General features: G+C 71.0%; 25 protein-coding genes and 1 tRNA gene. 15 read left to right on the plus strand and 11 right to left on the minus strand.

Annotated elements, in window-relative coordinates; genetic code table 11:
- Nucleotides 1–27: 27 nt before the first annotated feature.
- From dxs to M503_RS0101250, 6 genes are all read right to left on the minus strand, one after another.
- On the minus strand, nt 28–1,944 hold the full coding sequence (gene dxs, locus M503_RS0101225) for a 1-deoxy-D-xylulose-5-phosphate synthase (RefSeq protein ID WP_028918628.1): 1,917 nt from the start codon (nt 1,942–1,944) through the stop codon (nt 28–30).
- A gap of 82 nt (nt 1,945–2,026) precedes the next feature.
- The gene (locus M503_RS0101230) at nt 2,027–2,674 is read right to left on the minus strand and encodes an HNH endonuclease (RefSeq protein WP_028918629.1); all 648 of its coding nucleotides are present in this window, start codon (nt 2,672–2,674) and stop codon (nt 2,027–2,029) included.
- A gap of 53 nt (nt 2,675–2,727) precedes the next feature.
- On the minus strand, nt 2,728–3,204 hold the full coding sequence (locus tag M503_RS0101235) for an LEA type 2 family protein (RefSeq protein ID WP_024868252.1): 477 nt from the start codon (nt 3,202–3,204) through the stop codon (nt 2,728–2,730).
- A 48-nt stretch (nt 3,205–3,252) separates the two neighbouring features.
- Nucleotides 3,253–3,804: a lipocalin family protein gene (locus tag M503_RS0101240; RefSeq protein ID WP_028918630.1), complete on the minus strand. Its 552-nt coding sequence runs from the start codon at nt 3,802–3,804 to the stop codon at nt 3,253–3,255.
- A gap of 94 nt (nt 3,805–3,898) precedes the next feature.
- Nucleotides 3,899–4,111, minus strand: coding sequence for a hypothetical protein (locus M503_RS0101245; protein WP_028918631.1), 213 nt, complete (start codon nt 4,109–4,111; stop codon nt 3,899–3,901).
- Nucleotides 4,112–4,347: 236 nt separating this feature from the next.
- The gene (locus M503_RS0101250) at nt 4,348–4,833 is read right to left on the minus strand and encodes a DUF6491 family protein (RefSeq protein WP_028918632.1); all 486 of its coding nucleotides are present in this window, start codon (nt 4,831–4,833) and stop codon (nt 4,348–4,350) included.
- Between the two features lie 166 nt (nt 4,834–4,999).
- Between M503_RS0101250 and M503_RS0101255 the strand changes: the two genes are divergently transcribed.
- Nucleotides 5,000–5,075: transfer RNA gene (locus M503_RS0101255), tRNA-Phe, on the plus strand.
- A 107-nt stretch (nt 5,076–5,182) separates the two neighbouring features.
- Here M503_RS0101255 and M503_RS0101260 read toward each other — a convergent pair.
- The 3 genes from M503_RS0101260 to ftsY are packed head-to-tail and all read right to left on the minus strand — an operon-like array spanning nt 5,183 to nt 7,826.
- Complete coding sequence (locus tag M503_RS0101260; RefSeq protein WP_024868256.1) at nt 5,183–5,455, minus strand: oxidative damage protection protein; 273 nt, start codon at nt 5,453–5,455, stop codon at nt 5,183–5,185.
- A 14-nt stretch (nt 5,456–5,469) separates the two neighbouring features.
- Entirely contained in the window at nt 5,470–6,594 is a 1,125-nt protein-coding gene (gene mutY, locus M503_RS0101265; protein WP_081720892.1) for an A/G-specific adenine glycosylase, read from the minus strand.
- 2 nt (nt 6,595–6,596) lie between these two features.
- Nucleotides 6,597–7,826, minus strand: a complete 1,230-nt coding sequence (gene ftsY, locus M503_RS0101270; protein WP_028918634.1) for a signal recognition particle-docking protein FtsY — start codon at nt 7,824–7,826, stop codon at nt 6,597–6,599.
- A 57-nt stretch (nt 7,827–7,883) separates the two neighbouring features.
- On the opposite strand from ftsY, the gene rsmD reads away from it, so the two are divergent.
- The 8 genes from rsmD to M503_RS0101310 all read left to right on the plus strand — a co-directional run bounded on the left by rsmD (nt 7,884) and on the right by M503_RS0101310 (nt 14,953).
- Complete coding sequence (rsmD, locus tag M503_RS0101275) at nt 7,884–8,558, plus strand: 16S rRNA (guanine(966)-N(2))-methyltransferase RsmD (protein WP_028918635.1); 675 nt, start codon at nt 7,884–7,886, stop codon at nt 8,556–8,558.
- A gap of 12 nt (nt 8,559–8,570) precedes the next feature.
- A complete protein-coding gene (coaD, locus tag M503_RS0101280; RefSeq protein WP_024868260.1) occupies nt 8,571–9,065 on the plus strand; it encodes a pantetheine-phosphate adenylyltransferase in 495 nt (164 codons plus the stop codon).
- 59 nt (nt 9,066–9,124) lie between these two features.
- Nucleotides 9,125–9,628 (plus strand): hypothetical protein, encoded by a 504-nt coding sequence (locus M503_RS0101285; protein WP_028918636.1) that lies wholly within the window; start codon nt 9,125–9,127, stop codon nt 9,626–9,628.
- A 114-nt stretch (nt 9,629–9,742) separates the two neighbouring features.
- Entirely contained in the window at nt 9,743–10,021 is a 279-nt protein-coding gene (locus M503_RS0101290; RefSeq protein ID WP_024868262.1) for a YfhL family 4Fe-4S dicluster ferredoxin, read from the plus strand.
- The gene (ggt, locus tag M503_RS15390) at nt 10,018–11,799 is read left to right on the plus strand and encodes a gamma-glutamyltransferase (RefSeq protein WP_037060082.1); all 1,782 of its coding nucleotides are present in this window, start codon (nt 10,018–10,020) and stop codon (nt 11,797–11,799) included. Before M503_RS0101290 ends, ggt begins: the two co-directional genes overlap by 4 nt.
- A gap of 53 nt (nt 11,800–11,852) precedes the next feature.
- On the plus strand, nt 11,853–12,743 hold the full coding sequence (locus M503_RS0101300) for an MBL fold metallo-hydrolase (protein WP_028918637.1): 891 nt from the start codon (nt 11,853–11,855) through the stop codon (nt 12,741–12,743).
- Between the two features lie 42 nt (nt 12,744–12,785).
- A complete protein-coding gene (locus M503_RS0101305) occupies nt 12,786–13,193 on the plus strand; it encodes an MAPEG family protein (protein ID WP_028918638.1) in 408 nt (135 codons plus the stop codon).
- Nucleotides 13,190–14,953 (plus strand): glycoside hydrolase family 9 protein, encoded by a 1,764-nt coding sequence (locus M503_RS0101310; RefSeq protein ID WP_028918639.1) that lies wholly within the window; start codon nt 13,190–13,192, stop codon nt 14,951–14,953. The genes M503_RS0101305 and M503_RS0101310 overlap by 4 nt, the downstream gene beginning before the upstream one ends.
- A 45-nt stretch (nt 14,954–14,998) precedes the next feature.
- Here M503_RS0101310 and upp read toward each other — a convergent pair whose 3' ends face one another.
- Together upp and M503_RS0101320 are read right to left on the minus strand one after the other, a co-directional pair.
- Complete coding sequence (gene upp / locus M503_RS0101315) at nt 14,999–15,631, minus strand: uracil phosphoribosyltransferase (protein WP_028918640.1); 633 nt, start codon at nt 15,629–15,631, stop codon at nt 14,999–15,001.
- A gap of 106 nt (nt 15,632–15,737) precedes the next feature.
- Entirely contained in the window at nt 15,738–17,234 is a 1,497-nt protein-coding gene (locus M503_RS0101320; RefSeq protein WP_028928070.1) for an aminotransferase class III-fold pyridoxal phosphate-dependent enzyme, read from the minus strand.
- A 134-nt stretch (nt 17,235–17,368) separates the two neighbouring features.
- Here M503_RS0101320 and M503_RS0101325 point away from each other — a divergent pair, with 134 nt between their 5' ends.
- The 6 genes from M503_RS0101325 (at nt 17,369) to secF (ending at nt 23,487) form a co-directional block, all read left to right on the plus strand.
- Complete coding sequence (locus tag M503_RS0101325; RefSeq protein WP_024868273.1) at nt 17,369–17,800, plus strand: Lrp/AsnC family transcriptional regulator; 432 nt, start codon at nt 17,369–17,371, stop codon at nt 17,798–17,800.
- A 68-nt stretch (nt 17,801–17,868) separates the two neighbouring features.
- Nucleotides 17,869–18,900 (plus strand): tRNA preQ1(34) S-adenosylmethionine ribosyltransferase-isomerase QueA, encoded by a 1,032-nt coding sequence (gene queA / locus M503_RS0101330; protein WP_028928071.1) that lies wholly within the window; start codon nt 17,869–17,871, stop codon nt 18,898–18,900.
- Between the two features lie 76 nt (nt 18,901–18,976).
- Nucleotides 18,977–20,125 (plus strand): tRNA guanosine(34) transglycosylase Tgt, encoded by a 1,149-nt coding sequence (gene tgt / locus M503_RS0101335; protein WP_028918642.1) that lies wholly within the window; start codon nt 18,977–18,979, stop codon nt 20,123–20,125.
- 140 nt (nt 20,126–20,265) lie between these two features.
- Entirely contained in the window at nt 20,266–20,607 is a 342-nt protein-coding gene (yajC, locus tag M503_RS0101340; protein WP_028916064.1) for a preprotein translocase subunit YajC, read from the plus strand.
- A gap of 56 nt (nt 20,608–20,663) precedes the next feature.
- Nucleotides 20,664–22,505, plus strand: a complete 1,842-nt coding sequence (secD, locus tag M503_RS0101345) for a protein translocase subunit SecD (protein WP_028916063.1) — start codon at nt 20,664–20,666, stop codon at nt 22,503–22,505.
- A gap of 16 nt (nt 22,506–22,521) precedes the next feature.
- Nucleotides 22,522–23,487, plus strand: a complete 966-nt coding sequence (gene secF / locus M503_RS0101350; RefSeq protein ID WP_028918643.1) for a protein translocase subunit SecF — start codon at nt 22,522–22,524, stop codon at nt 23,485–23,487.
- The last annotated feature ends 648 nt before the right edge of the window (nt 23,488–24,135 follow it).

A 24,135-nucleotide genomic window follows, 5' to 3' on the forward strand; every position in this document is an offset into this window, starting at 1 on the left:
CGAGGGGACCAGCGGGCCCCCTCCGGATCAGGCCCCCGCCGCCAGCGGCAGGTCGCCGTCGTGCGCGGCCAGCTGCGGCCAGCGCCTGAGCACCGCCTCGCGGATGCCGGCCGCGTCGATGCCGGCTTCGGCCAGCAGCTCCTCGCGGCTGGCGTGGTGCTGGAACGCGTCCGGCAGGCCCAGCTGCAGGATCGGCATGGTCGCGCCTTCGGCGTTGAGCAGCTCGGACACGGCCGAACCGGCGCCACCGGCCACCACGTTGTCCTCGATGGTGACGAAGCCTTCGTGGGTGCGCGCCAGTTCCAGCAGCAGGGCGCGGTCCAGCGGCTTGATGAAACGCATGTTGACCACGGTCAGGCCCAGCTCCGCGCCCACCGCCTCGGCGGCCGGCACCGTCGCGCCGAAGGCGAGCAGGGCCACGCGCGAACCGCTGCGGCGCAGCTGCGCCTTGCCGATCGGCAGGGTATCGAGGGTCGGCTGCACGGCCACGCCCGGGCCGGTGCCGCGCGGATAACGCACCGCCGCCGGGCCTTCATGGGCCAGGCCGGTGCTGAGCATCTGCCGGCACTCGTTCTCGTCGGCCGGGGCCATCACCACCATGCCCGGCACGCAGCGCAGGAAACTCAGGTCGAGGTTGCCGGCGTGGGTGGCGCCGTCCGGGCCGACCACGCCGCCGCGGTCGATCGCGAACAGCACGTCCAGGTGCTGGGTCGCCACGTCGTGGACGAGCTGGTCGTAGCCGCGCTGCAAGAAGGTCGAATAGATCGCCACGACCGGCTTGGCGCCCTGGGTGGCCATGCCCGCGGCCAGGGTCACCGCGTGCTGCTCGGCAATGGCCACGTCGAAGTAGCGCTGCGGATATTCCTTGCTGAAGCGGACCAGGCCGGAGCCTTCGCGCATCGCCGGGGTGATCGCCAGCAGCTTCGGTTCGGCCGCGGCGGCGTCGCACAGCCAGTCGCTGAAGACGTCGGTGTAGGTCGGCTTCTTCGCGCCGGGCTTGGCGACCAGGCCCTTGGCCGGGTCGAACGGGCCGACCGCGTGGTAGCCGATCTGGTCGCCTTCGGCCAGTTCGTAGCCCTTGCCCTTGGTGGTGATCACGTGCAGCAGCTGCGGACCCTTGAGGGTCTTGAGCGTGCGCAGCGCGCTTATCAGCGAGGGCAGGTCGTGGCCGTCGATCGGGCCGGTGTAGTGGAAGCCCATTTCCTCGAACAGCGTGGACGGCACGAACATGCCCTTCCAGTGTTCTTCCCAGCGGCGCACGAAGCGCGCCGGCGGCTTGTTCTTGTCGCCCAGCAGCTTCTTGCCGCCCTCGCGCAGCTTGTTGAGGGTGGCGCTGCCGGACATGCGGCCGAGCATCTTGGTCAGCCCGCCGACCGCCTCGGAGATCGACATGCGGTTGTCGTTGAGGATGACCAGCAGGTTCGGCTCCTCGTCCATGCCGCCGGCATGGTTGAGCGCCTCGTAGGCCATGCCGGCGGTCATCGCGCCGTCGCCGATCACCGCGACCACCTTGCGGTCGTCGCCGGCCTGCTGCAGGGCGATGGCCATGCCCAATGCGGCGGAGATCGAGGTCGAGGAATGGCCGACACCGAAGGTGTCGAACTCGCTTTCCTCGCGCTTCGGGAACGGCGCCACGCCGTCCTTCTGCTTGACCGTGTGGATGCGGTCGCGGCGGCCGGTGAGGATCTTGTGCGGGTAGGTCTGGTGGCCCACGTCCCACACCAGCTGGTCGACCGGCGTCTCGTAGAGCCAGTGCAGGGCGACGGTCAGTTCGACCACGCCCAGGCCGGCGCCGAAGTGGCCGCCGCTGCGGCCGACCGATTCGATCAGGTAGGCGCGCAGCTCCGCGGCGATGGCCGGCAGCTCGGCCTCGTCGAACCGGCGCAGGTCGGCGGGCGAATCGATGCGCGACAGGCGCGGGTAACGGGAGGCGTCGATACTCATCGGGCAGGCACCATACGGGTGCCCATTTTCCTCCCCGCGGGCGTGACGGGGCAAGCAAGGCCGTTCAGCGGCGGGGCAGGGGTCAGGCGGCGAGCTTGGAGCGCTTGGGCAGCTGGGCCCGCAGGAAGGCCATTTGGTCGGCCAGGATGTTGCGGTTGGACAGGATCAGGTGCTCGATCCAGCTGGGCCGGTAGGGCACGGCCAGCAGCGGCATGTGCGCCTGCTGCGGGGTGCGGTTGCCCTTGCGCGAGTTGCAGTGGAAGCAGGCGGTGACCACGTTTTCCCAGACGTCGCGGCCGCCCCTGGACAGGGGCACGACGTGGTCGCGGGTCAGGTGCGGGCGCGGGAACTGCTGGCCGCAGTACAGGCACAGGTGCGAGTCGCGGGCGAACAGCGCGGTGTTGGTGAGGCTCGGGGTCGGGTCCAGGGCGCGCGCATGGGCGTGGCCGCGGGTGGCGATGATCGGGTGCAGTTCGATGATGCTGCGCGCGCCGGTCAGCCGGCACACGCCGCCGCGGATGCGCAGGCAGGGATCGCCGAGGGTCCAGGCGACGGCATCGCGTGCGTAGAGGCAGGTGGCGTCCTGCCAGCCGATCCAGTCCATGGCGCGGCCATGGGCGTCCAGCGACAGTACCCTCACCGCCGGGGCATGCTCCCGCGGGGGAGGGGCGGCAACCGGGGCCGGGGCCCCGGTGCAGACCAGACCTGCTTGCGCTGTGTCCGTCTCCATCGGGGAAACAGCTTATACCCGAATGGTGCGGACTTGGGTAGGCGGGTGCCGGGTCAGCGCAGCACGCCGTCGAGGCCGGGGGCGGGATTGAGCGCGCTGCGTCCGTCGACGTCGAACTCGCGCGGCTTGCTCGCCTCGTCCGGGGTGGCGCTGACCTTGCCTTGCAGCCGGTACGACAGCGAGCGGCGCGTGGCCAGGGCGTCGGCCACCGCGATCTTCGCCATCGCCGACGGCTTCAGCGTCACCTGCACCACGTCGGCGGAGGTCGGGCCGATCGACATCGCCGGCGCGGCCTGCACGGTGCCGGCGGCGTGTTCGTCCACGCTAAGTTCCAGGCGCACGCTGTCGAAGCGCATGGAGATGCTGCTGTAGTTGTGCAGGCGCAGGTCGACCAGCCAGTCGCCGTTGGCCTGCACGGTCAGCTGCTGGATCGCCGCCGCCGGCGGCGAGACGCGGCGGACGTTGCCCCCGCACGAGGCGAGGACGAGCAGGGCGCAGAGGGTCGCGAACAGCTTGAGGGTCGACTTCATGCCGGCTCCGGGATCACAGGTCGGGCGATGTTAGCCGGCGCGGGGCATTCAGCGCAGCGGGGCGGCCACCACCAGCGGCGCCAGGTCGTAACCCATCGCCTTGGCCCGGGCCTGCAGGCGGGCGAACAGCGCCGCGTCCATCGACGGTTCGCGCGCGAGGATCCACAGGTATTCGCGGTCCGGGTCGCCGACCATCGCCCACCGGTAGTCCGGGTCCAGCTCGATCACCCAGTAGTCCGCCCAGGTCCACGGCAGCCAGGACATCCACGCCGGGGCGAAGCGCACCTGCAGCCGGCCGGGGTGGCCGGGCACGGTGCGGGCGGTGCCGTGGACCTGGAGCTGCTCGCCGTCGCCGGTGCGGCAGGTGTTGCGCACCTCGATGCGACCGTCGGCGCGCAGGGCGTAGCTGGTGGTGATGTCGGCCGCGCACCTGCGCTGGAACGAGACCGGCAGGTGGGCGATTTCGTACCAGTGCCCGGCGTAGCGGGTCAGGTCCATCTCCGGCACGGACACGACCGGTTCGGCGGCATGGGCCGGGAGCGCGAAGGGCGCGGCCAGCGCAGCGGCGCAGGCCAGGAGCAGCGTGGTCGGGGCGCGCATGGAGCCTCCACGGATCGACCGGGCGATCCTAGCATCGGCCGCCAGGGTGGCTGCCGGGAGGCGGGACGGGGTTGCCGCGGCCGCGGCCTTCGGCTCAGACGCGCCAGTAGAGGTGCCGGGGTGCCTGGCCGCGCTCGCACAGTTCCACCCGCGCCGGCGCGCCGAAGCGCAGGGCATTGGCCTCGGCCAGCAGCCGCGCCATCGCCAAAGCCTGGCCGAGCTGCGGATACCACGCCAGCGGCCTGCCGCCGTCGAGGAGCGTGCAGCCGCGGAGGTCCCTGCGTACGACGAGCTGTCGCTGGTCCATGGTCGGTCCCCGGGCTTGCCGGCACGCGGTGGTGCGCCGGACCGGCCCAGTCTGGAGCGCGTCGCGCCGCCGCTGGAATCAGGCTTCCATGGAAGTTGCTGTAGGAAAGGTCCGAATCCGTCCTGCCGCGTCGCAGACAAACCCGGTCCCCGCGCCTTGCGGCGCGGTGCCGGCGGTCTTCGTCAGCACGCGAAGGAGCGGGCACGGGCAGACCGTGCCCGGTCCCCCGGCAGCGCTCAGTTGGACGGCGGTTCCTCGGCCGGCGGCGCCTCGGAGCGCGCCTCGGCGTCGGCCTGCCGCATCTCCTCGCGGGTATCCCTGACGGCCTGGGTGTCGATCGGCCTGATCTGGGTGATCCGGCACGGGATGCGCCCGGGCGCGGTCAGCCCTGCACCATGCGGGGTCACCGTATCGAAGCGGGCAGTGACCGTGCTGGCGAAGTGCGACAGCGAGATCGCCGAGGCGAACGGCAGGTCCTGGCAGGTGGTCACGTCCAGGAGGTAGGCCTGGTTGGGCCGGGGCCAGACCAGCAGCGCCGAATTGCCCAGGGGAGTCCACCCGGTCAGCCGCCCGAACAGGCGGAAGTTGCGCACCGGTTCGCCGGCGTGGGCTTCGTAGAACGCAAGCCGTTCCGCATCGGTAGCCCGCGGCGTGCTCCTGCATCCCGCCAGGCCCGCGACCACGGCAATCGACAGCACCATCAGTGACAGGATCCTCTTCATGGTTTCCTCCCTGCGGTGGGTTCCCCGCGGCGATCATGCGCCCGGCCGTGGAGGTTGCCAATAGAAGGTGCGTGGCGGCCGATCCGGATGACCGATGCACGACATGCTTGTCGTTCGCTTTTTACCCCGGTATGATTCCGCACCTCGCCGCGGTCATGCCGCGCATGGCCGGGTAGCTCAGTTGGTAGAGCAGGGGATTGAAAATCCCCGTGTCGGGGGTTCGATTCCCTCCCCGGCCACCATTCACAACAGGTGGTAGCGAGAAAAGGCGCCGATGGCGCCTTTCTTTTTGCCTGTCCGTTGCCGCTCCGTTGCCGGGCGGCGCGCGGCGATGCCGCGCATCGCTGGATCATTCTTCCGGCGGCACGTAACCGGCCGGCTTCTCCGCGCCGCCGCCGAACAGGAACTTCTCCATTTCCGCCTGCAGGAAGGCGCGGTGCTGCGGGTCGCGCGGCGACAGCCGGTTCTCGTTGATCAGCATGGTCTGGTGCGCCAGCCACTTGGCCCAGGCGGCCTTGCCGATGTTGTCGTGGATGCGCCGGCCCAGCTCGCCGGGCCAGGGCGCGAAGTCCAGGCCTTCGGTCTCGCGTTGTTCGTACTGGCAGAAGACGGTGCGGGTCATGGCGGTTTCCGTGGTCAGAGGCTGTCGAGCAGGCGGCGGATCGGCGCAGGCAGGCCCAGCGTGGCCAGTTCGGCGCGCGATACCCAGCGCTGGTCGTCATTGTCGCCCACGCCGGGTCGCGGGGTGGCGCGGCGCAGGCGGCGCGGCTGCAGGTGCAGGCGGTAGTGGCTGAAGGTGTGGACGATCAGCGGCAGTTCGTCGGCGGCATCGTAGTCGCCTTCGACCTGGCGTTCGAACCAGGCGCGCAGTTCGGCTTCGGTGTCGGCCTGCGGCAGGGTCCACAACGAGGCCCAGATGCCGGTCGGCGGGCGGCGCTGCAGCAGCAGTTCGCCGCGTGCGTTCTCCAGCAGCAGCGCCACCGCCTCGCGTTCGGGCAGGGTCTTGCCGGGACGCGGCGTCGGCAGCGCTTCGACCAGGCCTTCGCGCAGCGCGGTGCAGCCGGAAGACACCGGGCATTCGCTGCAGGCCGGGCGCGCGCGCCTGCAAAGCGTGGCGCCGAAATCCATCTGCGCCTGGGTGTAGTCGGCCAGGCGTCCCTCCGGGACGGCGGCGACGTGCGCTTCGGCCAGCACCCACAGCTGCTTCTCCACCGCCGGCGTGCCGGGCCAGCCATGCACGCCATGCCAGCGGGCCAGCACGCGCTTGACGTTGCCGTCGAGGATCGCGAAGCGGTCGCCCCAGGCCTGCGCCAGGATCGCCGCGGCGGTACTGCGGCCGATGCCGGGCAGCGCCTGCAGCGCCTCGACATCGCGCGGCAGGTCGCCGCCGTGCAGTTCGACGCAGCGGCGCGCGGCCGCGTGCAGGTTGCGGGCGCGGGCGTAGTAGCCCAGGCCGGCCCAGTGCGCCATCACCTCGTCGGTGGACGCCGCGGCCAGGTCGGGCAGGGTGGGGAAGCGCCCGACGAAGCGCAGGAAATAGGGAACGACCGTGGCGACCTGGGTTTGCTGCAGCATGATCTCCGACAGCCACACCCGGTACGGCGTGCGCGGATGCTGCCAGGGCAGGTCGTGGCGGCCGTGCCGGTCGAACCAGGCCAGCAGCGGACGGGCGAAGCTGTCGCCGTCGATCGACGGCGGGGCATCGGTTGCCACTGCCGGCGCGCCGCGGGCGCGGCGCGCGCCACGCCGGGTCGCGTCCATCCTCAGTTGCCGCCCAGCGCTTCCGGCAGCAGCGCGTCGACGAAGGCTTCGGCATCGAACACGCGCAAGTCCTCGGGGCGTTCGCCGATGCCGGCGAAGCGGATCGGGATGCCGAACTCGCGGGCCAGGGCGAAGACCACGCCGCCCTTGGCGGTGCCGTCGAGCTTGGTCACCACCAGGCCGGTGACGCCGACGGCGGCGTTGAACTGGCGCAGCTGGTTGAGCGCGTTCTGGCCGGTGGTACCGTCGATCACCATCAGCACCTCGTGCGGTGCGGCCGGGTCGAGCTTCTGCAGCACGCGCTTGATCTTGCCCAGCTCGTTCATCAGGCCGACCTGGGTGTGCAGGCGCCCGGCGGTGTCGGCGATCAGCACTTCGGTGCCGCGGGCCTTCGCCGCCTGCAGCGCGTCGTAGGCGACCGAGGCGGCATCGGCGTTCTGGCCCTGCGCGATCACGGTGACGCCGTTGCGCTCGCCCCAGGCCTGCAGCTGGGCCACGGCGGCGGCGCGGAAGGTGTCGCCGGCGGCGAGCATCAGGCCGCGCCCCTCGTCCTTGAAACGGCGCGCCAGCTTGCCGATGGTCGTGGTCTTGCCGACGCCGTTGACGCCCACGGTCAGCAGCACGAAAGGATTCGCGCCGCGGTCGATGACCAGCGGCACGGCCACCGGCTTGAGCATCGCCACCAGCTCGGCGCGCAGCGCGGCCAGCAGGGCGTTGGCGTCGGCGAACTCGCGCGCCTTCATCCGCTTGCGCAGGCTTTCGACCAGCGCGGTGGTGGCGGTGACGCCGACGTCGGCGGTGAGCAGGGCGGTCTCGATCTCGTCGAGCAGGTCGTCGTCGAGCTTCGGATTGCGCGAGAACAGGCCGCCGAAGCTGCGTGCGAACACGCTGTTGCGCAGGCGCTCGCGCCAGCCGGGCTTGCCCGCGGGGGCGGGCGGGGCGATCGCGGCCTCGGCATCGGCGATGTTGCCGGCCTCCGGTTCGACCACCGCGGTCGCGGTTTCCTCCACCGGCGCCTGCTCGACCACGACCGGCTCGACCACGGTCGCGGCCGGCTCCACCGGCGCGGCGGCGGGTTCTTCGGGCGCGACCGGGACGGCGGGAGCGGAGGGAGCGGAGGGAGCGGAGGGCGCCTGCGGGAACGCCGCGGCCAGTTCCTCGGCCGTGAACCGGTTGCCCTGGGTGCTGGACGGCGTGTCCTGCGGCTTCTTGCGGCGGAAGAAACTGACCATTGCCTGCGGATGTCGGAGAATGCGCGTCATGCTAGCACCGCGCCCCGCATTTCCCCGATGAACAGATTGCCTCCGCGCCGTCCCGCGCGACGCCCGGCCGCGCCTGCGCGCGGCGCCGGCAGCGTGCGCATCGTCGGCGGCCGCTGGCGCGGGACCCGGCTGCCGGTGCCGGACGTCGACGGCCTGCGCCCGACCTCCGACCGGGTCCGCGAGACCCTGTTCAACTGGTTGCAGGCGGTGACCCCGGGCGCGGTGGTGCTGGACCTGTTCGCCGGCAGCGGCGCGCTGGGACTGGAGGCGGTATCGCGCGGCGCGGCCAGCGCAGTGCTGGTCGAGCGCGACCCCGCCCAGGCCGGGGGGCTCCGCGCGATCGTCGACAGGCTGGATGCCGGCGGGAAGGTGCAGGTGGTGCAGGACGATGCGTTGCGCTGGCTGGCACAGGCCGGGCCGCAGCGCTTCGACCTGGCCTTCGTCGATCCGCCCTTCGCCGGCGACCTGTGGGAGCCGGCGCTGGCGGCGCTGCTGCCGCGCATCGCGCCCGGTGGCTGGCTCTACGTCGAATCGCCGGCCACGCAGGCGCCCACGCTGCCGCCGGGCTGGACGCTGCATCGCGAGCTGCGCACCGCGCAGGCGCGCGCGGCGCTCTACCGCGGCCCGGTGCCGGCGCCGGAGGGCGATACACCCTCGCGTGAAGGCGCTGATACACTTGCCGGTGCCAATCCGGCGACCTGAAAGACCCGAACCGTGGCCCATCGCCGCATCGCCGTATACCCCGGCACCTTCGACCCGATCACCAACGGCCACATCGACCTGGTCGCGCGCGCCGCCCCGCTGTTCGAGAAGGTGATCGTCGGCGTGGCCGCCAGCCAGGCCAAGGGCCCGACCCTGCCGCTGGACCTTCGCGTGGACCTGGCCCGCACCGCGCTGTCGTCGCACGACAACGTCGAGGTGCGCGGCTTCGATTCGCTGCTGGCCCACTTCGTCCGCGACGTCGGCGCCGGCGTGCTGCTGCGCGGGCTGCGCGCGGTGTCGGACTTCGAATACGAGTTCCAGATGGCGAGCATGAACCGCCACCTGATCCCGGAGGTGGAGACGCTGTTCCTCACCCCGGCCGAGCAGTACAGCTTCATTTCCTCTTCGCTGGTGCGCGAGATCGCGCGCCTGGGGGGCGACGTGTCCGGCTTCGTGACCCCGGAGGTGGCTTCGGCCCTGCGGGATGCCAGGCGCGGCGGTGCGTGACAGAGGGCGGCACCGGAAACACCGAGTAACTTCACATTAGCAACGACGGGAGGTTCCTGATGAACAACACGACGCGCGCGCTTCTGCTCGCAAGCCTGCTGGTTTCGCCGCTGGCGCTGACTGCCTGCAAGAAGGAGGCGCCGGTGTCCAACGAAGCCGCCGAGGCCAAGGTGCTGACCGCGCCCGCCAAGGACGACGACGCCGGCTGGAAGGCGTACCTGCCTGCGGTGGTGCAGGAGAACATGGGCAACATCACCACCAACCCGTTCCTGTACTACCTGCCGCCGGAGACCGATCCGGAGTTCGAGGCCAAGTACGAGCGCCAGGTGGAAGCGGCCAGGACCGCGATGGCCCGCGGCGTGCAGAAGGGCAACCTGCTGGCCTTCGGTTCGCCGGCCTCGGCGAAGATGGCCGACCTGATCGAGATCGCGTTCAAGGACGTGCCGCCGGACACCATGAAGGGCGTGCGCATCCTGTTCATCGGCGACGCGGCCGACAACCCGCGCGTGCAGGTCGCCCTGCAGCCGACCGGTGCCGACTACGTCTTCGTCGAAGCCAAGTAAGCGCCCCGGCGCCCGGCCGGCCACGGCCGGGCGCATGCGGGGCCGGGTTCCCGCGCAGGCGCGCGCCCGCCGCGCACCGCGCACGCACCCCGGTGCGCCAGGTCCCGTGAAAGCATGTCCCTGAAGATCAACGAACTCTGCGTCAACTGCGACGTCTGCGAGCCGGCCTGTCCCAACCAGGCCATCTCGATGGGCGAGACGATCTACGTGATCGATCCGGCCCGCTGCACCGAATGCGTCGGCCATTTCGACGAGCCGCAGTGCGTGGTGGTCTGCCCGGTCGAATGCATCGACCCGGATCCCGAACATCCCGAGAGCCACGAGGCGCTGCTGGCCAAGCTGCGCAGGCTCCAGGAAGAACATCCCGAGCTCTATCTCCCGGAGGCACGATGACCCGTCCGCTGCCGCGCCTGTTGCTGGCGCTGTTCCTGTTGCTGCCCGGCGCGGCCCTGCCGGCCTTCGCCGCCGATGCCGGCCGCGAACCCGATGCGCCCGGCGCGACCGCCCGGGCGCCCGGCAAGGCCGCCATCGCCAGCGCCCACCACCTGGCCACCGATGCCGGTTTCGAGGTGCTGGAGCGCGGCGGCAACGCCTTCGACGCCGCGGTCGCGGTCTCGGCGGCGCTGTCGGTGGTCGAACCGATCAGCTCGGGCCTGGGCGGCGGCGGCTTCTTCCTGCTGCACCAGGCCGACAGCGGCCGCGACGTGTTCATCGATGCGCGCGAGGCCGCGCCGGCTGCCGCCACCACCGAGCGCTACCGCACCGCCGACGGCAAGCTGGATTCCTCGCTGGCAGAGGACGGCGCCTGGGCCGCGGCGATCCCCGGCCTGCCGGCGGCGCTGGTCCACGTGGCCGGGAAGTACGGCCGCCTGCCGCTGTCCGAGAGCCTGGCCCCGGCGATCCGCCTGGCCCGCGACGGCTTCCCGGTCTACGGCCGCCTCGAACGCGGCTACGCCGTGCGCCGCGAGGTGATGGAGCGCTTCCCCGGCACCCGCGGCGTGTTCCTTATCGACGGCCAGCCGCCCAGGGTCGGCCAGGTGCTGAAGCAGCCCGACCTGGCGCGCACCCTGGAACTGCTGGCAAAGAACGGCTTCGACGGTTTCTACCGCGGCCCGGTGGCAAAGAAGCTGGTCGCCGGCGTGCGCGCCGAGGGCGGCCGCTGGACCGCCGAGGAACTGGCCGCCTACCAGGTCAAGGAGCGCGAGCCGCTGCGCTTCAGCTACCGCGGCTGGGACATCGTGACCGCGCCGCCGCCGTCCTCCGGTGGCGTGGCGCTGGCGCAGATGCTGCAGATCCTGGCCGGCTGGGACCTGGCGAAGCTGGATCCGGCGCAGCGCACCCACCTGACCGTCGAGTCGATGCGCCGCGCCTTCCGCGACCGCACCTTCTACCTGGGCGATCCGGATTTCGTCGACGTGCCGGTCGACGTGCTCACCAACCCGTACTACGCCGCCGGCCTGCGCGCGACGATCAACCCGGAGAAGGCCACGCCGAGCGATTCGTTCTCCGGCCTGCCGACCCCGCTGGAAGACGAGGAGACCACCCACTTCTCGATCGTCGACGCCGATGGCAACCGCGCCGCAGTCACCCAGACGGTGAACCTGCTGTTCGGCTCGGGCCTGGTGCCGCCGGGCACCGGCGTGCTGCTCAACAACGAAATGGACGACTTCGCCCTGGTGCCGGGCCAGCCCAACGCCTTCGGCGTGATGGGCTACGAGGCCAACGCGCCGCAGCCGGGCAAGCGCCCGCTGAGCTCGATGACCCCGACCTTCATGGTCTCGCCGGAAAAGATCGCGGTGATCGGCACGCCGGGCGGCACCCGCATCATCACCATGGTCCTGCTCGGCGCGCTCGGCGTGGCCGATGGCCTGGGCGCGCAGGACGTGGCGGCGCTGCCGCGCTACCACCACCAGTGGTGGCCCGACCTGATCGACGCCGAAAGCGGCGCCTTCGACGCCGGCACCGCGGCGAAGCTGCGGACGATGGGCCACACGGTGAAGCTGCCGGAGGATACCGTCAGCGGTCGCGCCTCCAGCCACGTCTGGGGCAACATGCAGACCGTGGTCTGGGACCGGGTCAACAACAGGCTCGAGGGCGGCACCGATCCGCGCAACGACGTCGGCAGCGCCCGCGTCGGCGCGGTGCGCGAGGCCGCCGCGGCCACGCCGTGAGGGAGGCGGCCGGATTCCGGATTCTTAACCGGCCGGCCGCTAGCATTCGTCCCATGAAGCTCTGGTCCATCCGCGGCAACACGCAGAAACTCGACGGCGGTTCCATGTTCGGCAACGCGCCGAAGGCGATGTGGGAGAGGTGGGCGCCGCCGGACGAGCACAACCGCATCGACCTTGCCTGCCGCGCGCTGCTGGCCAGCCCGCTCAACGGCAGGACCGTGCTGTTCGAGACCGGCATCGGCGCGTTCTTCGAGCCGAAGATGCGCGAGCGCTACGGCGTGCAGGAGGACCGCCACGTGCTGGTCGACTCGCTGCGCGCGGCCGGTTTCGAGCACGAGGACATCGACGTGGTGGTGCTCAGCCACCTCCACTTCGACCACGCCGGCGGGTTGCTGGCACCGTGGGCCGAGGGGCGCTCGCCGGAGCTGCTGTTCCCCAACGCCACCTACCTGGTCGGCGCGGCGCACTGGGAGCGCGCGCGCCATCCGCATCCGCGCGACCGCGCCAGCTTCATCCCGGAGCTGCCGGGCCTGCTCGAGGCCAGCGGCCGGCTGGAGATCGTCGACGGGCCGTATTCGCGCAGCCTCGGCCAGGCGGTGCGCTTCAGCTTCAGTGATGGCCACACGCCGGGGCTGATGCTGGCCGAGATCGTCGGCCCGGCCGGCGCCGACGGGCAGCCGCATGGCGGCGTGGTGTTCTGCGCCGACCTGATCCCCGGCCGTTCCTGGGTACACCTGCCGATCACCATGGGCTACGACCGCAATGCCGAGCTGCTGATCGACGAGAAGCGCAGCTTCCTCGAGGACAAGCTGGCCCGCGACGTGCGCTTGTTCTTCACCCACGACCCGCACTGCGCCCTGGCCCGGGTGGTCCGCGACGAGAAGGGCCGCTTCGGCACCGCCCAGGAACTGGCCGAACTGCAGGCCCGCCCGCTGGCAGCCTGAGGCTGGCACAATCCCCCCGGGCACGTCCTGAGGGGAGTCCGCATGGCCGTAACGCCGCGCATCAGCCTGCTGGTCGCATCGCTCCACCTGCTTCTCTTCCTGTACCTGTCGCTGCGCGTGATGCTGCAGCGCCGGTCCCGGCGCATCGGCATCGGCGCCGGCGGCGACCTGGAGCTGGAGCGCCGGATCCGCGTCCACGCCAACTTCGCCGAATACGTGCCGCTGGGCCTGCTGGTGCTGGCCCTGCTCGAATCGAGCGGCACCCGCGCGGATGTGCTGTGGACCTTCGGCCTGGCCCTGCTGGGCGCGCGACTCATGCACGCGGCCGGACTGGGTGGTTCCGCCGGCTATTCCGCCGGCCGCGCCGGCGGCGCGGCGCTGACCATGCTGGTGCTGGCGGGCATGGCCCTGCTGGGACTGTGGCGCTTCATCGCGGAGGCCACCCTGTGAGCGCGCGCAACTGCATTCCGTTGGTGCTGCCGGTGGCGCTGCTCTGCCTGGGCGTGGCCTGCAGCCTGCAGGAATCCTCGGCGGCGGATACCGGCGAAGTGCGGTTGAACCAGCTCGGCTTCCTGCCCGGCGGGCAGAAGCTGGCGGTGCTGGAGACCGGCCGGCCGCGCAGTTTCGAAGTCGTGCGCGAAGCCGACGGCGAGGTGGTGCTGCGTGGGCAGACCGGCCACGCGAAGTCGTGGGAACCGGCCCGGCGCAAGGCGGCGATCGCCGACCTGAGCGCGCTGTCGGAGCCCGGCAGCTACCGCATCCGCGCCAACGGGCTGCCGCCATCGGATCCTTTTCCCATCGATGCGCAGGCCTATGCGGCCCTGGCCGATGCCTCGCTGAAGGCGTTCTACCTGTCGCGCTCCGGCATGGGGCTCGATGCCGCGCATGCCGGTCCGTACGCGCGCCCGGCCGGCCATCCCGATACCGAGGTGGAGATCCATCCCTCCGCGGCCACGCCGGGGCGCCCGGCCGGCACCGTGGTCTCCGCGCCGGGCGGCTGGTACGACGCGGGCGACTACAACAAGTACGTGGTCAATTCCGGCATCACCACCTGGACCCTGCTGGCCGCGTACGAGCATTTCCCGGAGTTCTTCGGCGGCCGCGAGCTGGGGATCCCGGAAAGCGGCAACGGCGTGCCCGACATCCTCGACGAAGCCTGGTGGAACCTGCGCTGGATGCTGGCGATGCAGGACCCGGCCGACGGCGGCGTCTACCACAAGCTCACCAACCTGGCGTTCGACCCGGTGGTGATGCCCGACCAGGCGCGCGAGCGCCGCTACATGGTCGGCCGCTCCACCGCCGCGGCGCTGGATTTCGCCGCGGTGATGGCCACCGCCAGCCGGATCTACGCGCCGTACGAGGCGCAGTTCCCGGGCCTGCCGGCGCGGATGCGCGAAGCGGCCGAAGCGGCGTGGCGCTGGGCGCAGGCCAATCCGGACCTGGTGTACCGGCAGCCGGACGATGTCAGTACCGGCGCCTATGGCGACGGCAAGCTCGACGACGAATTCGCCTGGGCGGCGGCGGAGCTGTACGTCACCACCGGCGAGGCGTCGTACCTGGACGCGTTCCGCAAGCACGCCGGGGACCTGGGCATCCCGGACTGGAACGACGTCGGCAGCCTGGGCTGGATCTCGCTGGCGCAGCACCGCGCGCGCCTGCCGGAGGCGGAACGCAGGAAGGTCGTGCGGCGGGTGCAGGAGGCGGCCGACCGCCTGGTCGCGCGTTCGCAGCAGTCGCCCTGGCGGATATCGATGGAAGCCTGGGATTTCGTCTGGGGCAGCAGCGCGGTCGCGCTGAACCAGGCGCTGGTGATGCTGCAGGGCTACCGCATCGACGGCCGCCGCGAGTACCTGGACGCGGCGCAGTCGCAGCTCGACTACGTGCTTGGGCGGAATCCGCTGGGCATTTCCTTCGTCACCGGGCACGGGCTGCGCACGCCGATGCACATCCACCATCGCCCCTCGCAGGCCGACGGCGTCGAGGCGCCGGTGCCGGGCCTGCTGTCGGGCGGACCGAATCCGCGCCAGCAGGACCTGGTCGACTGCAAGGGCGTGTCGTATCCCTCGTCGCTGCCGGCGCTGTCGTGGATCGACCATGACTGCAGCTACGCCAGCAACGAGATCGCGATCAACTGGAACGCGCCGCTGGTCTACGTGAGCGCGGCGATCCAGGCGCTGGCGCCGCCGGTGCAGGACGCCGGCAGGAAGTGAGCATGCGATCCCCGCCGCCGCTGCGCGGCGGGGCGGGGCCGTGCGTCAGTCGACGCGGGTGCCGAAGATGCGGTCGCCGGCGTCGCCCAGGCCCGGCAGGATGTAGCCCTTGTCGTTGAGACGTTCGTCGATCGCGGCGGTGTAGATCTGCACGTCCGGATGCGCGGCCTCGACCGTGGCCAGGCCTTCCGGCGCGGCGACCAGGAAGATGCCCTTGATCCGCCGCGCGCCGGCGCGCTTGAGCATGTCGATGGTGGCGACCAGCGAACCGCCGGTGGCCAGCATCGGATCCAGGATCAGCGCGTCGCGCTCGTCGAGGCGGCCGGTCAGGCGCTCGAAGTAGGGCACCGGCTGCAGGGTGGTCTCGTCGCGCTGCAGGCCGACCACGCTCACCTTCGCCGCCGGGATCAGCGCCAGCACGCCGGGCAGCATGCCCAGGCCGGCGCGCAGGATCGGCACGAGGGTGATCTTGGCGCCGGCGATGCGCTTGACCTGGACCGGGCCGGCCCAGCCCTGCACCGTGGTGTCCTCGGTGGCCAGGTCGGCGGTGGCCTCGTAGGCGAGCAGGGTGCCCAGTTCGGTCACCAGCTCGCGGAAACCCTTGGTGCTCAGTTCCGCCGAGCGTAGCAGGCCGATCTTGTGCTGGACGAGCGGGTGGCGGACTTCGACGGCGGGCATGGCGGGCCTGTGCTGTTCTGCTGGCGGAGCGGGAAGTCTGCAGCAATCGCGCGGCCGCGGAAAGAAAGAAGCCGGCTTGCGCCGGCTTCCTTCACCGCGGGCGGGATCAGGCCGCCGAGGCCTGTTCGCGGCGCGGGCCTTCGCGCAGGGCGCGCGCGACCATCGTGACCAGCAGCTCCAGCTCGTCCTCGTCCATGGCGAAGTGCGGGGTGAAGCGCAGCGAGTTCTCGCCGCCATGGATCACGTTGACGCCGTGCATGCGCAGCCACTCCTCGGTGGAGCCGGCGCCGTAGCACTTGAACTGCGGGGCCAGCTCGCAGGAGAACAGCAGGCCGGTGCCCTGGACCTTGGTGATCATCCCGCCCAGCTCGCCGCGCAGCTGCTCGAGGCGGGCGATCGCCTGCGCACCGCGCTCGCGGATGTTGGCGCGCACCTGCGGGGTGAGCTGCTCGAGGGTGGCGCAGGCCACGTCCAGGCCGCGCGGGTTGGCGGTCATGGTGTTGCCATACACGCCCTTGCGGTACAGGCCGGCGGTGTGCGCGTCCAGGGCCAGCACCGACAGCGGGAACTGCGCGGCGTTGAGCGCCTTGGAGTAGGTCTCCATGTCCGGCGGCTCGACGCCCTCGAACCCGGGGTAGTCGACCAGGGACAGCGTGCCGTGCACGCGCAGGCCGGCCTGGATCGAGTCGACCAGCAACAGGCTGCCGTGCTCGCGGGTCAGCTCGCGGGCGGCGTTGTAGAACTCCACCGGCACCGAGCGGCCCGGGTCGCCTTCGCCCATCACCGGCTCGAGGAAGATCGCCTCGATGAACCAGTTGTTGGCCTTCGCGTCGGCGAAGGCGCGGCGCAGCGCGGCCACGTCGTACGGCGGGATCGCGATCACCGAGTCCTCGCCGCGGTAGCTGGCCAGGTACTGCTGGTAGGTGCGGCGGGTGGAATCGGAGTACAGCGCCGGGCGGTCGGTACGGCCGTGGAAGCTGCCCTTGACCACCACGCGCCTGATCGCGGCGCCGGCGTGCGGCGCGCCCGGGTCGGTCTGCAGCTTGGCGTTGATGTCGACGATGCGCGCGGCCAGGCCCACGGCCTCGGAGCCGGAGTTGAGGCACATGAAGCGCTCGAACGGGCAGCCGCCGCGGCTGTGGCCGATCTCGCGGCGCAGCGCGGCGACGAAGCGGCCCTGCGACAGGCTCGGGGTCATGATGTTGGCCATCACCTGCGGGCGCGCCAGCGCTTCGAGCACGGCCGGCGGGGTGTGGCCGAAGCCGAGCATGCCGTAGCCGCCGGCGTCGTACAGCACCGCGCCCTTGAGGGTGACGACCCACGGGCCGCGCGCGGCGAGGGCCACGTACGGGTTCACGCTGTCGTCGGCGTAGAAGTTCACGAAGCCGCCCTGCAGGGCCTGGATCTGCTCCGCCTCGTCGAGGTCGAGCAGGTCGGCGGCGGCCTCGCGCTGGCGCGCGTACTCGGCGGCGGCGGCCTCGATCGCCGCGACCAGGTCCGGGTGGTTGGCGGCGAGGCGGACGACGGTGGCGTCATCCAGGCCCTGGGTCAGGCGCTGGCCGGCGTGGGCGCGCAGGGGGGCGAGGGGGGCAAGCACGGACATGGATTCTCCCGGACGGCAGGCGCCAGGTTCGGCGCCGGACCCTCTATTATGTGGATGGGATCGTCGTTTGGCAGCTATGATCCGTGCAGGAATCCATCGAATATCGTCGATTCGACGAAGAAACCGGCGAGCGCATGAAGATCACTGACGCGGACGAACAGCTGCTGTCCCTGCTGCGCGAGGATGCGCGCGCCTCCACCGCGCAGATCGCGCGCCGGCTGGGGCTGTCGCGGACCACGGTGCAGAGCCGGATCGACCGCCTTGAACAGGCCGGGGTGATCCGCGGATACACGGTGCGCATCGACGACGCGGTGGAGCAGGCGCGGATCCGCGCCCACATCATGATCACCGTCTCGCCGAAGAAGATGGCGGCGGTGGTGAAGGAGCTGCACGCGATCCCCGAGGTGCGCTCGCTGCATTCGGTCAGCGGGAGCTACGACCTGGTGGCGCTGGGCGTGGTCGGCGACGTGCACCAGATGGACGTGCTCACCGACCGCATCGGCGCGCTGGAGGGCGTGGAGCGCACCTCCACCGCGATCGTGCTGTCGACCAAGTTCGAGCGCTGAACGGCGCGGCCCGGCCCGTGGCGCCGGGCCCGGTACAATGGCCGGCTCCGCATCCCGCGCCCGCCGCCTTGAAGAAGTCCGATTTCCACTACGAGCTGCCCGCCGAGCTGATCGCCCAGGCGCCCCTGCCGGAGCGTTCGGCCAGCCGCATGCTGCTGGTGCCGCCGGGCGAGGGCGCGTTCGAGGACCTGCACGTGCGCGACCTGCCGGGGCTGCTGCAGCCGGGCGACCTGCTGGTGTTCAACGACACCCGGGTGATCCCGGCGCGCCTGTTCGGGCAGAAGGAAAGCGGCGGCCGGGTCGAGATCCTGGTCGAGCGCCTGCTGGCGGACGAACAGGCCCGCGCCCAGGTGCGGGCGAGCAAGTCGCCGAGGGAGGGCAGCCGGATCGTGCTCGACGGCGGCGGCGAGGCCGAGGTGCTGGGCCGCGACGGCGAGTTCTTCCGCCTGCGCTTCGCCGTGCCGGGCGGGCTGGAATCGTGGCTGCTGAAGGTCGGGCGCCTGCCGCTGCCGCCGTACATCCGCCGCGAGCCGGGCCAGGACGACGCCGAGCGCTACCAGACCGTGTTCGCCCGCAACGTCGGCGCGGTGGCGGCGCCGACCGCCGGCCTGCACTTCGACGAGCCGCTGCTGGAAAGGCTGCGCGAGCGGGGCGTGCAGTTCGGCCACATCACCCTGCACGTGGGCGCGGGCACCTTCCAGCCGGTGCGGGTGGAGGACGTGCGCGAGCACACCATGCACAGCGAGTGGCTCAACGTCGGCGCCGAGCTGGTCGCGCAGGTGCGGCGCACCCGTGCCGCCGGCGGCCGGGTGGTCGCGGTGGGCACCACCGTGGTCCGCGCGCTGGAAAGCGCCATGCGCGACGGCGAGCTGCAGCCGTTCTCCGGCGAGACCCGGATCTTCATCTTCCCCGGTTACCGGATCCGCAGCGTCGACGCGCTGCTGACCAACTTCCATCTGCCGGAAAGCACCCTGCTGATGCTGGTCTCGGCCTTCGCCGGCAAGGAGCGGATCTTCGCCGCCTACCGCCACGCGGTGGAGCAGCGCTACCGCTTCTTCTCCTACGGCGACGCGATGCTGCTGTGGGGCAACCCGGGCTGAGTCCGGTGCAGGCCGGCGCGAGGCGCGGCCGCGCCGTATCGGCGACAATACGCGGCCCTTCGCCCCGTCCAGCTCCATGTCCCGACTGCAGTTCCAGCTGATCACCACCGATGGCGCCGCGCGCCGCGGCCGCCTCTCGTTCCCGCGCGGGACGGTGGAGACACCGGCGTTCATGCCGGTCGGCACCTATGGCTCGGTCAAGGGCGTGCTGCCTGGCCAGGTCCGCGACCTGGGCGCCGAAATCATCCTCGGCAACACCTTCCACCTGTACCTGCGCCCGGGCCTGGAGGTCATCGGCGCACACGGGGGGTTGCACGGCTTCGCCCGCTGGGACGGGCCGATCCTCACCGACTCCGGCGGCTTCCAGGTGTTCTCGCTGGCCCACCGCCGCAAGATCACCGAGCAGGGCGTGACCTTCGCCTCGCCGACCGACGGCGCCCGGGTGTTCCTGGGGCCGGAGGAGAGCATGCAGATCCAGAAGGTGCTCGACTCGGACATCGTCATGATCTTCGACGAGTGCACCCCGTACCCGGCCAGCGAGGACGTGGCCCGGCACTCGATGGAGCTGAGCCTGCGCTGGGCGCGACGCTCGCGCGACGCCCACGACGGGCTGGGCAACGATGCGGCGCTGTTCGGCATCGTCCAGGGCAGCGTCTACCACGACCTGCGCAGCCGCTCGCTGGACGGGCTGCAGGCCATCGGCTTCGACGGCTACGCCATCGGCGGCCTGGCGGTGGGCGAGCCGGAGCACGAGCGCAACGCCATGCTCGAGCACCTGCACCCGCGCCTGCCGGCCGACCGCCCGCGCTACCTGATGGGCGTGGGCCGGCCGGAGGACCTGGTCGAGGGCGTGGCCCGCGGCGTGGACATGTTCGACTGCGTGATGCCGACCCGCAACGCGCGCAACGGCCACTACTTCACCTCCTTCGGCACGGTCCGGATCCGCAACGCGAAGTACGAGAAGGACCTGGACCCGATCGAGCCCGGCTGCGGCTGCGTGGCCTGTGCCGGCGGCTACACCCGCAGCTACCTGCGCCACCTGGACCGCTGCAACGAGATGCTCGGACCGATCCTCGGCACCCTGCACAACCTCTGGTACTACCAGAAGCTGATGGCCGGGATGCGCGAGGCCATCGCCGCCGGCCGCTTCGCCGAGTTCCGCCGCGGGTTCTACGCCGCCCGCGGCGCGCAGCCGCCGGCCGACCCGGGGCAGGCGGCCGGTTGAACCCGGTCGCAGTCCCCGTCCGGGCAGCCGCTCCGGGGGGAACCCGGGGGCGTGGTCAGGGGTCCGAGGTCCTTGGAAAGGGGCGGTCCGCCCCTATGGCATAATCCGCGGCTATTTTCCGCACACTTGGACACAGACCGATGAGCTTCTTCGAATTCCTGATCCCGACCGCCCACGCCCAGGCCGCCGGCGGCCAGCCCCAGGGCGGCGGCCTCGGCATGCTGCTGTTCCCGATCATCCTGATCGCGATCATGTACTTCCTGATGATCCGCCCCCAGATGAAGCGGCAGAAGGAGCACCAGGCCATGCTCGGCAAGCTGTCGCGCGGCGACGAGGTCATCACCACCGGCGGCGTGGCCGGCACGGTCACCGACATCGGCGACAACTTCGTGACCCTCGAGGTGGCCGAGAACGTCCGCATCCGCGTGCAGAAGGCTGCCATCGGCAACGTCCTGCCGAAGGGCACCCTGAAGTCCGCCTGATCCTTCGTCCCACCGCTGAGCGTGGTCCCGGGGCCGGGGCCGCGCGGGGTCCCGCAATGCTCGAATTTCCCCGCTGGAAATACCTCGTCATCCTGGCCGTGCTGGTGTTGAGCACGCTTTATGCGCTGCCCAACGTGTTCCAGAGCGACTACGCCGTGCAGATCACCGGCAACCGCGGCGCCCCGCTGGACGACGCGCTCAAGGCGCGGGTCAGCGGCTACCTGCAGGAAGCCGGCGTGCAGCCGCGCTCGGTGGCGGTGGAGAACGACAGCCTGCTGGTCCGCGTCGCCGACGCCGACGCCCAGACCCTGGCCGCCGACACCCTGCGCGGCCAGCTCGGCGAGAACTACACCGTGGCACTGAACCTGGCCTCCAACGTGCCGGACTGGCTGGAGCGCCTGGGCGCCCGGCCGATGGTGCTGGGACTGGACCTGCAGGGCGGCGTGCACTTCGTGCTGCAGGTCGACCAGAAGGCGGCGCTGGAGAAGCGCATCGACGCCTACGTCGAGGACGTGCGCGTCACCCTGCGCGACAACCGCATCCGCTACACCGCGGTCGACCGCCGCGCCGACCACAGCATCGCCGTGACCCTGGCCTCCGACGCCGACACGGCGCGGGCCCGCGAGCAGCTGGCCAAGGTCATGCCGACCATGGCCATCGAAGGCGATGGCAACCGCCTGGTGGTGCGCATCCCCGAGGCCGAGCTGAACCAGATCGCCGGCTCGGCGATCGAGCAGAACATCGCCACCCTGCGCAACCGCGTCAACGAGCTGGGCGTGGCCGAACCGATCATCCAGCGCCAGGGCAACGACCGCATCGTGGTCCAGCTGCCGGGCGTGCAGGACACCGCGGCGGCCAAGCGCATGATCGGCGCCACCGCCACCCTCGAGTACCGCGCAGTGATCGACGGAAACGCCGCCGACGCGGTGGCCACCGGCCGCGTGCCGCCGGAAGCCAAGGTGTTCTATCGCCGCGACGGCCGCCCCGAGCTGCTGAGCAAGCGCGTCATCGTCACCGGCGACCAGATGGTGGCGGCGCAGTCGACCATCGACCAGAACGGCCAGCCGGCGGTCAGCGTGACCCTGAACAACGTCGGCGGCGACCGCATGTTCGAGTTCACCAGCGCCAACGTCGGCAAGCCGATGGCGGTGGTGTACACCGAGCGCATCCCGCAGGTGACCCTGGTCAACGGCGAGGAAGTGCGCAGCTTCCGGGTGAAGGAGGAGGTCATCTCCGTCGCCAACATCCAGGGCGTGTTCGGCAAGAACTTCCAGACCACCGGCCTGGAGAAGGCCGAGGCCGACGAACTGGCCAAGCTGCTGCGCGCCGGTTCGCTGGCCGCGCCGATGGACTTCGTCGAGGAGCGCATCGTCGGCCCGAGCCTGGGCAAGGAGAACGTGGAGCGCGGCGTCACCGCGGTGCTCTACGCGTTCGTGTTCACCCTGGTGTTCTTCGCGGTGTACTACCGCATGTTCGGCGTGATCACCGGCATCGCGCTGCTGTTCAACCTGCTGATCGTGGTCGCGGTGATGTCGCTGTTCGGCGCGACCATGACCCTGCCGGGCTTCGCCGGCCTGGCGCTGTCGATCGGCCTGTCGGTGGACGCCAACGTGCTCATCAACGAGCGCATCCGCGAAGAACTGCGCGCCGGCGTGCCGCCGAAGGCGGCGATCGTGGCCGGCTACGACAAGGCCGGCGGCACCATCCTCGACGCCAACCTGACCGCGATCATCGCCGGCGTGGCCCTCTACGCCTTCGGCACCGGCCCGCTGAAGGGCTTCGCCGTGACCCTGATGATCGGCATCCTGGCATCCATGTTCACCGCCATCACCGTCTCGCGCGCGATCGTCACCCTGGTGTACGCCCGCCGCAAGAAGCTCAAGTCCCTGGCCATCTGACGGGAGGAATACACGCATGAAGATCTTCCCGTTGACCCTCATCCCCCACGACACCCGCATCGACTTCATGAAGATGCGGTGGGTGGCGCTCATCGCCGCGGCCGTGCTGTTCGTCGCCGCGGTCGGCACCATCGTCACCAAGGGTTTCAACTACGCCCTGGACTTCACCGGCGGCACCGTGGTCGAGGTGCGCTTCGACCGCAACGTGCCGGTGGACGCGGTGCGCGAACGCCTGGCGGCGGCCGGCTACGAAGGCGCGCAGGTGCAGAGCTTCGGCAGCGGCAGCGACGTGCTGGTCCGCCTGCAGCCCCGCGACGGGCAGACCACCACCGACGCCAACAACCGCACGGCGCAGGAAGTGCTGGAAGCGGTGTCGCTTCCGGACAACAAGGCGCACCTGCTGCGCACCGAGTTCGTCGGCCCGCAGGTCGGCGCCGAGCTGGCCCGCAACGGCGTGTACGCGGCGCTGTTCGTGGTCGTGGGCTTCCTGATCTACATCGGCGCGCGCTTCGAGTGGAAGTTCGCGGTGGTCGCCACGGTGACGACGCTGTTCGACGTGCTGATCACGGCGGCGTTCTTCTCCTGGACCGGCCGCGAATTCGACCTGACGGTGCTGGCCGGCCTGCTGTCGGTGATGGGCTTCTCGATCAACGACACGATCGTGGTGTTCGACCGCGTCCGCGAGAACTTCCGCAGCCTGCGCGTGGAGCCGCTGGAGGTCATGAACCGCTCGATCAACCAGACGCTGTCGCGCACGATCATCACCTCGCTGGTGTTCTTCCTGTCGGTGCTGGCGCTGTACCTGTACGGCGGCGGCTCGCTGGAAGGCCTGGCGCTGAGCCAGATGATCGGTGCGGTGATCGGTACGCTGTCCTCGATCCTGATCGCCTGCCCGATGCTGACCTTCGGCCCGCTCAAGGTCACCAAGCAGGACCTGCTGCCCAAGGCCCGCGACGAGGCCGAGCTGGCCCGCCGGCCGTAAGCATCCGGGGCGCCAGCCGGCGCCCTATGCTGGAACATGGAACGCGCGTCGCCCTTGGGGCGGCGCGCGTTTTCTTTCTGGCGCCGGGAATGAGCATGGGCGCCAGCGCCGGCTGGCGCGTTGCCACGCGCCAGCTGGCTTCCCGCATTGCATTGCGGCCGGCCCGGTGGAGGGGCGGCTTTCCGGCAGCCGGATTGGACGGCAACATCAACATCAACATCAACGGCAACAGCAACAGCAACAGCAACAGCAACGCCAACAGCAACGCCAACAGCAACGGCATTGGGTGTGCGGGCTTCGGACGGAGCCGCGGCAGCACGGGGGTATGCCGCATCGCGCGGTTCCGCGTCCTGCTCCAACGCGCGANCGCGGCACATCCATGTGCCGCTTGCGCCATACCCCCGCGCTACCGCGTCTTCGGGCGCTTTCGGGTCGTGGCTTCTTCTCCCCGCTCCCCCTGGGAGAGGGGTTGGGGGAGAGGGTCGGGAGCCGGCAGGCGTCCGGTTCGCGGTGGCGGTGGCTTCCCGGCGTTCCCGCACGAGCCTGATCCCGCTCGATCGGACAGCAACAGCGACAGTGACAGCGTTGGGTTGGGCCAGCTCCGGACGGAGCCGCGGCAGCACGGGGGTATACCGCATCGCGCGGTTC

This window comes from Pseudoxanthomonas suwonensis J47, assembly GCF_000513955.1.
GTDB lineage: Bacteria > Pseudomonadota > Gammaproteobacteria > Xanthomonadales > Xanthomonadaceae > Pseudoxanthomonas > Pseudoxanthomonas suwonensis_C.

Coding starts and splice junctions, on each gene's coding strand:
- dxs (WP_028918628.1), bottom strand. CDS start 1,944: ATGAGTATCGACGCCTCCCGTTACCCGCGCCTGTCGCGCATCGATTCG.
- M503_RS0101230 (WP_028918629.1), bottom strand. CDS start 2,674: ATGGAGACGGACACAGCGCAAGCAGGTCTGGTCTGCACCGGGGCCCCG.
- M503_RS0101235 (WP_024868252.1), bottom strand. CDS start 3,204: ATGAAGTCGACCCTCAAGCTGTTCGCGACCCTCTGCGCCCTGCTCGTC.
- M503_RS0101240 (WP_028918630.1), bottom strand. CDS start 3,804: ATGCGCGCCCCGACCACGCTGCTCCTGGCCTGCGCCGCTGCGCTGGCC.
- M503_RS0101245 (WP_028918631.1), bottom strand. CDS start 4,111: ATGGACCAGCGACAGCTCGTCGTACGCAGGGACCTCCGCGGCTGCACG.
- M503_RS0101250 (WP_028918632.1), bottom strand. CDS start 4,833: ATGAAGAGGATCCTGTCACTGATGGTGCTGTCGATTGCCGTGGTCGCG.
- M503_RS0101260 (WP_024868256.1), bottom strand. CDS start 5,455: ATGACCCGCACCGTCTTCTGCCAGTACGAACAACGCGAGACCGAAGGC.
- mutY (WP_081720892.1), bottom strand. CDS start 6,594: ATGGACGCGACCCGGCGTGGCGCGCGCCGCGCCCGCGGCGCGCCGGCA.
- ftsY (WP_028918634.1), bottom strand. CDS start 7,826: ATGGTCAGTTTCTTCCGCCGCAAGAAGCCGCAGGACACGCCGTCCAGC.
- rsmD (WP_028918635.1), top strand. CDS start 7,884: ATGAACAGATTGCCTCCGCGCCGTCCCGCGCGACGCCCGGCCGCGCCT.
- M503_RS0101285 (WP_028918636.1), top strand. CDS start 9,125: ATGAACAACACGACGCGCGCGCTTCTGCTCGCAAGCCTGCTGGTTTCG.
- M503_RS0101290 (WP_024868262.1), top strand. CDS start 9,743: ATGTCCCTGAAGATCAACGAACTCTGCGTCAACTGCGACGTCTGCGAG.
- ggt (WP_037060082.1), top strand. CDS start 10,018: ATGACCCGTCCGCTGCCGCGCCTGTTGCTGGCGCTGTTCCTGTTGCTG.
- M503_RS0101300 (WP_028918637.1), top strand. CDS start 11,853: ATGAAGCTCTGGTCCATCCGCGGCAACACGCAGAAACTCGACGGCGGT.
- M503_RS0101305 (WP_028918638.1), top strand. CDS start 12,786: ATGGCCGTAACGCCGCGCATCAGCCTGCTGGTCGCATCGCTCCACCTG.
- upp (WP_028918640.1), bottom strand. CDS start 15,631: ATGCCCGCCGTCGAAGTCCGCCACCCGCTCGTCCAGCACAAGATCGGC.
- M503_RS0101320 (WP_028928070.1), bottom strand. CDS start 17,234: ATGTCCGTGCTTGCCCCCCTCGCCCCCCTGCGCGCCCACGCCGGCCAG.
- M503_RS0101325 (WP_024868273.1), top strand. CDS start 17,369: ATGAAGATCACTGACGCGGACGAACAGCTGCTGTCCCTGCTGCGCGAG.
- tgt (WP_028918642.1), top strand. CDS start 18,977: ATGTCCCGACTGCAGTTCCAGCTGATCACCACCGATGGCGCCGCGCGC.
- yajC (WP_028916064.1), top strand. CDS start 20,266: ATGAGCTTCTTCGAATTCCTGATCCCGACCGCCCACGCCCAGGCCGCC.
- secD (WP_028916063.1), top strand. CDS start 20,664: ATGCTCGAATTTCCCCGCTGGAAATACCTCGTCATCCTGGCCGTGCTG.
- secF (WP_028918643.1), top strand. CDS start 22,522: ATGAAGATCTTCCCGTTGACCCTCATCCCCCACGACACCCGCATCGAC.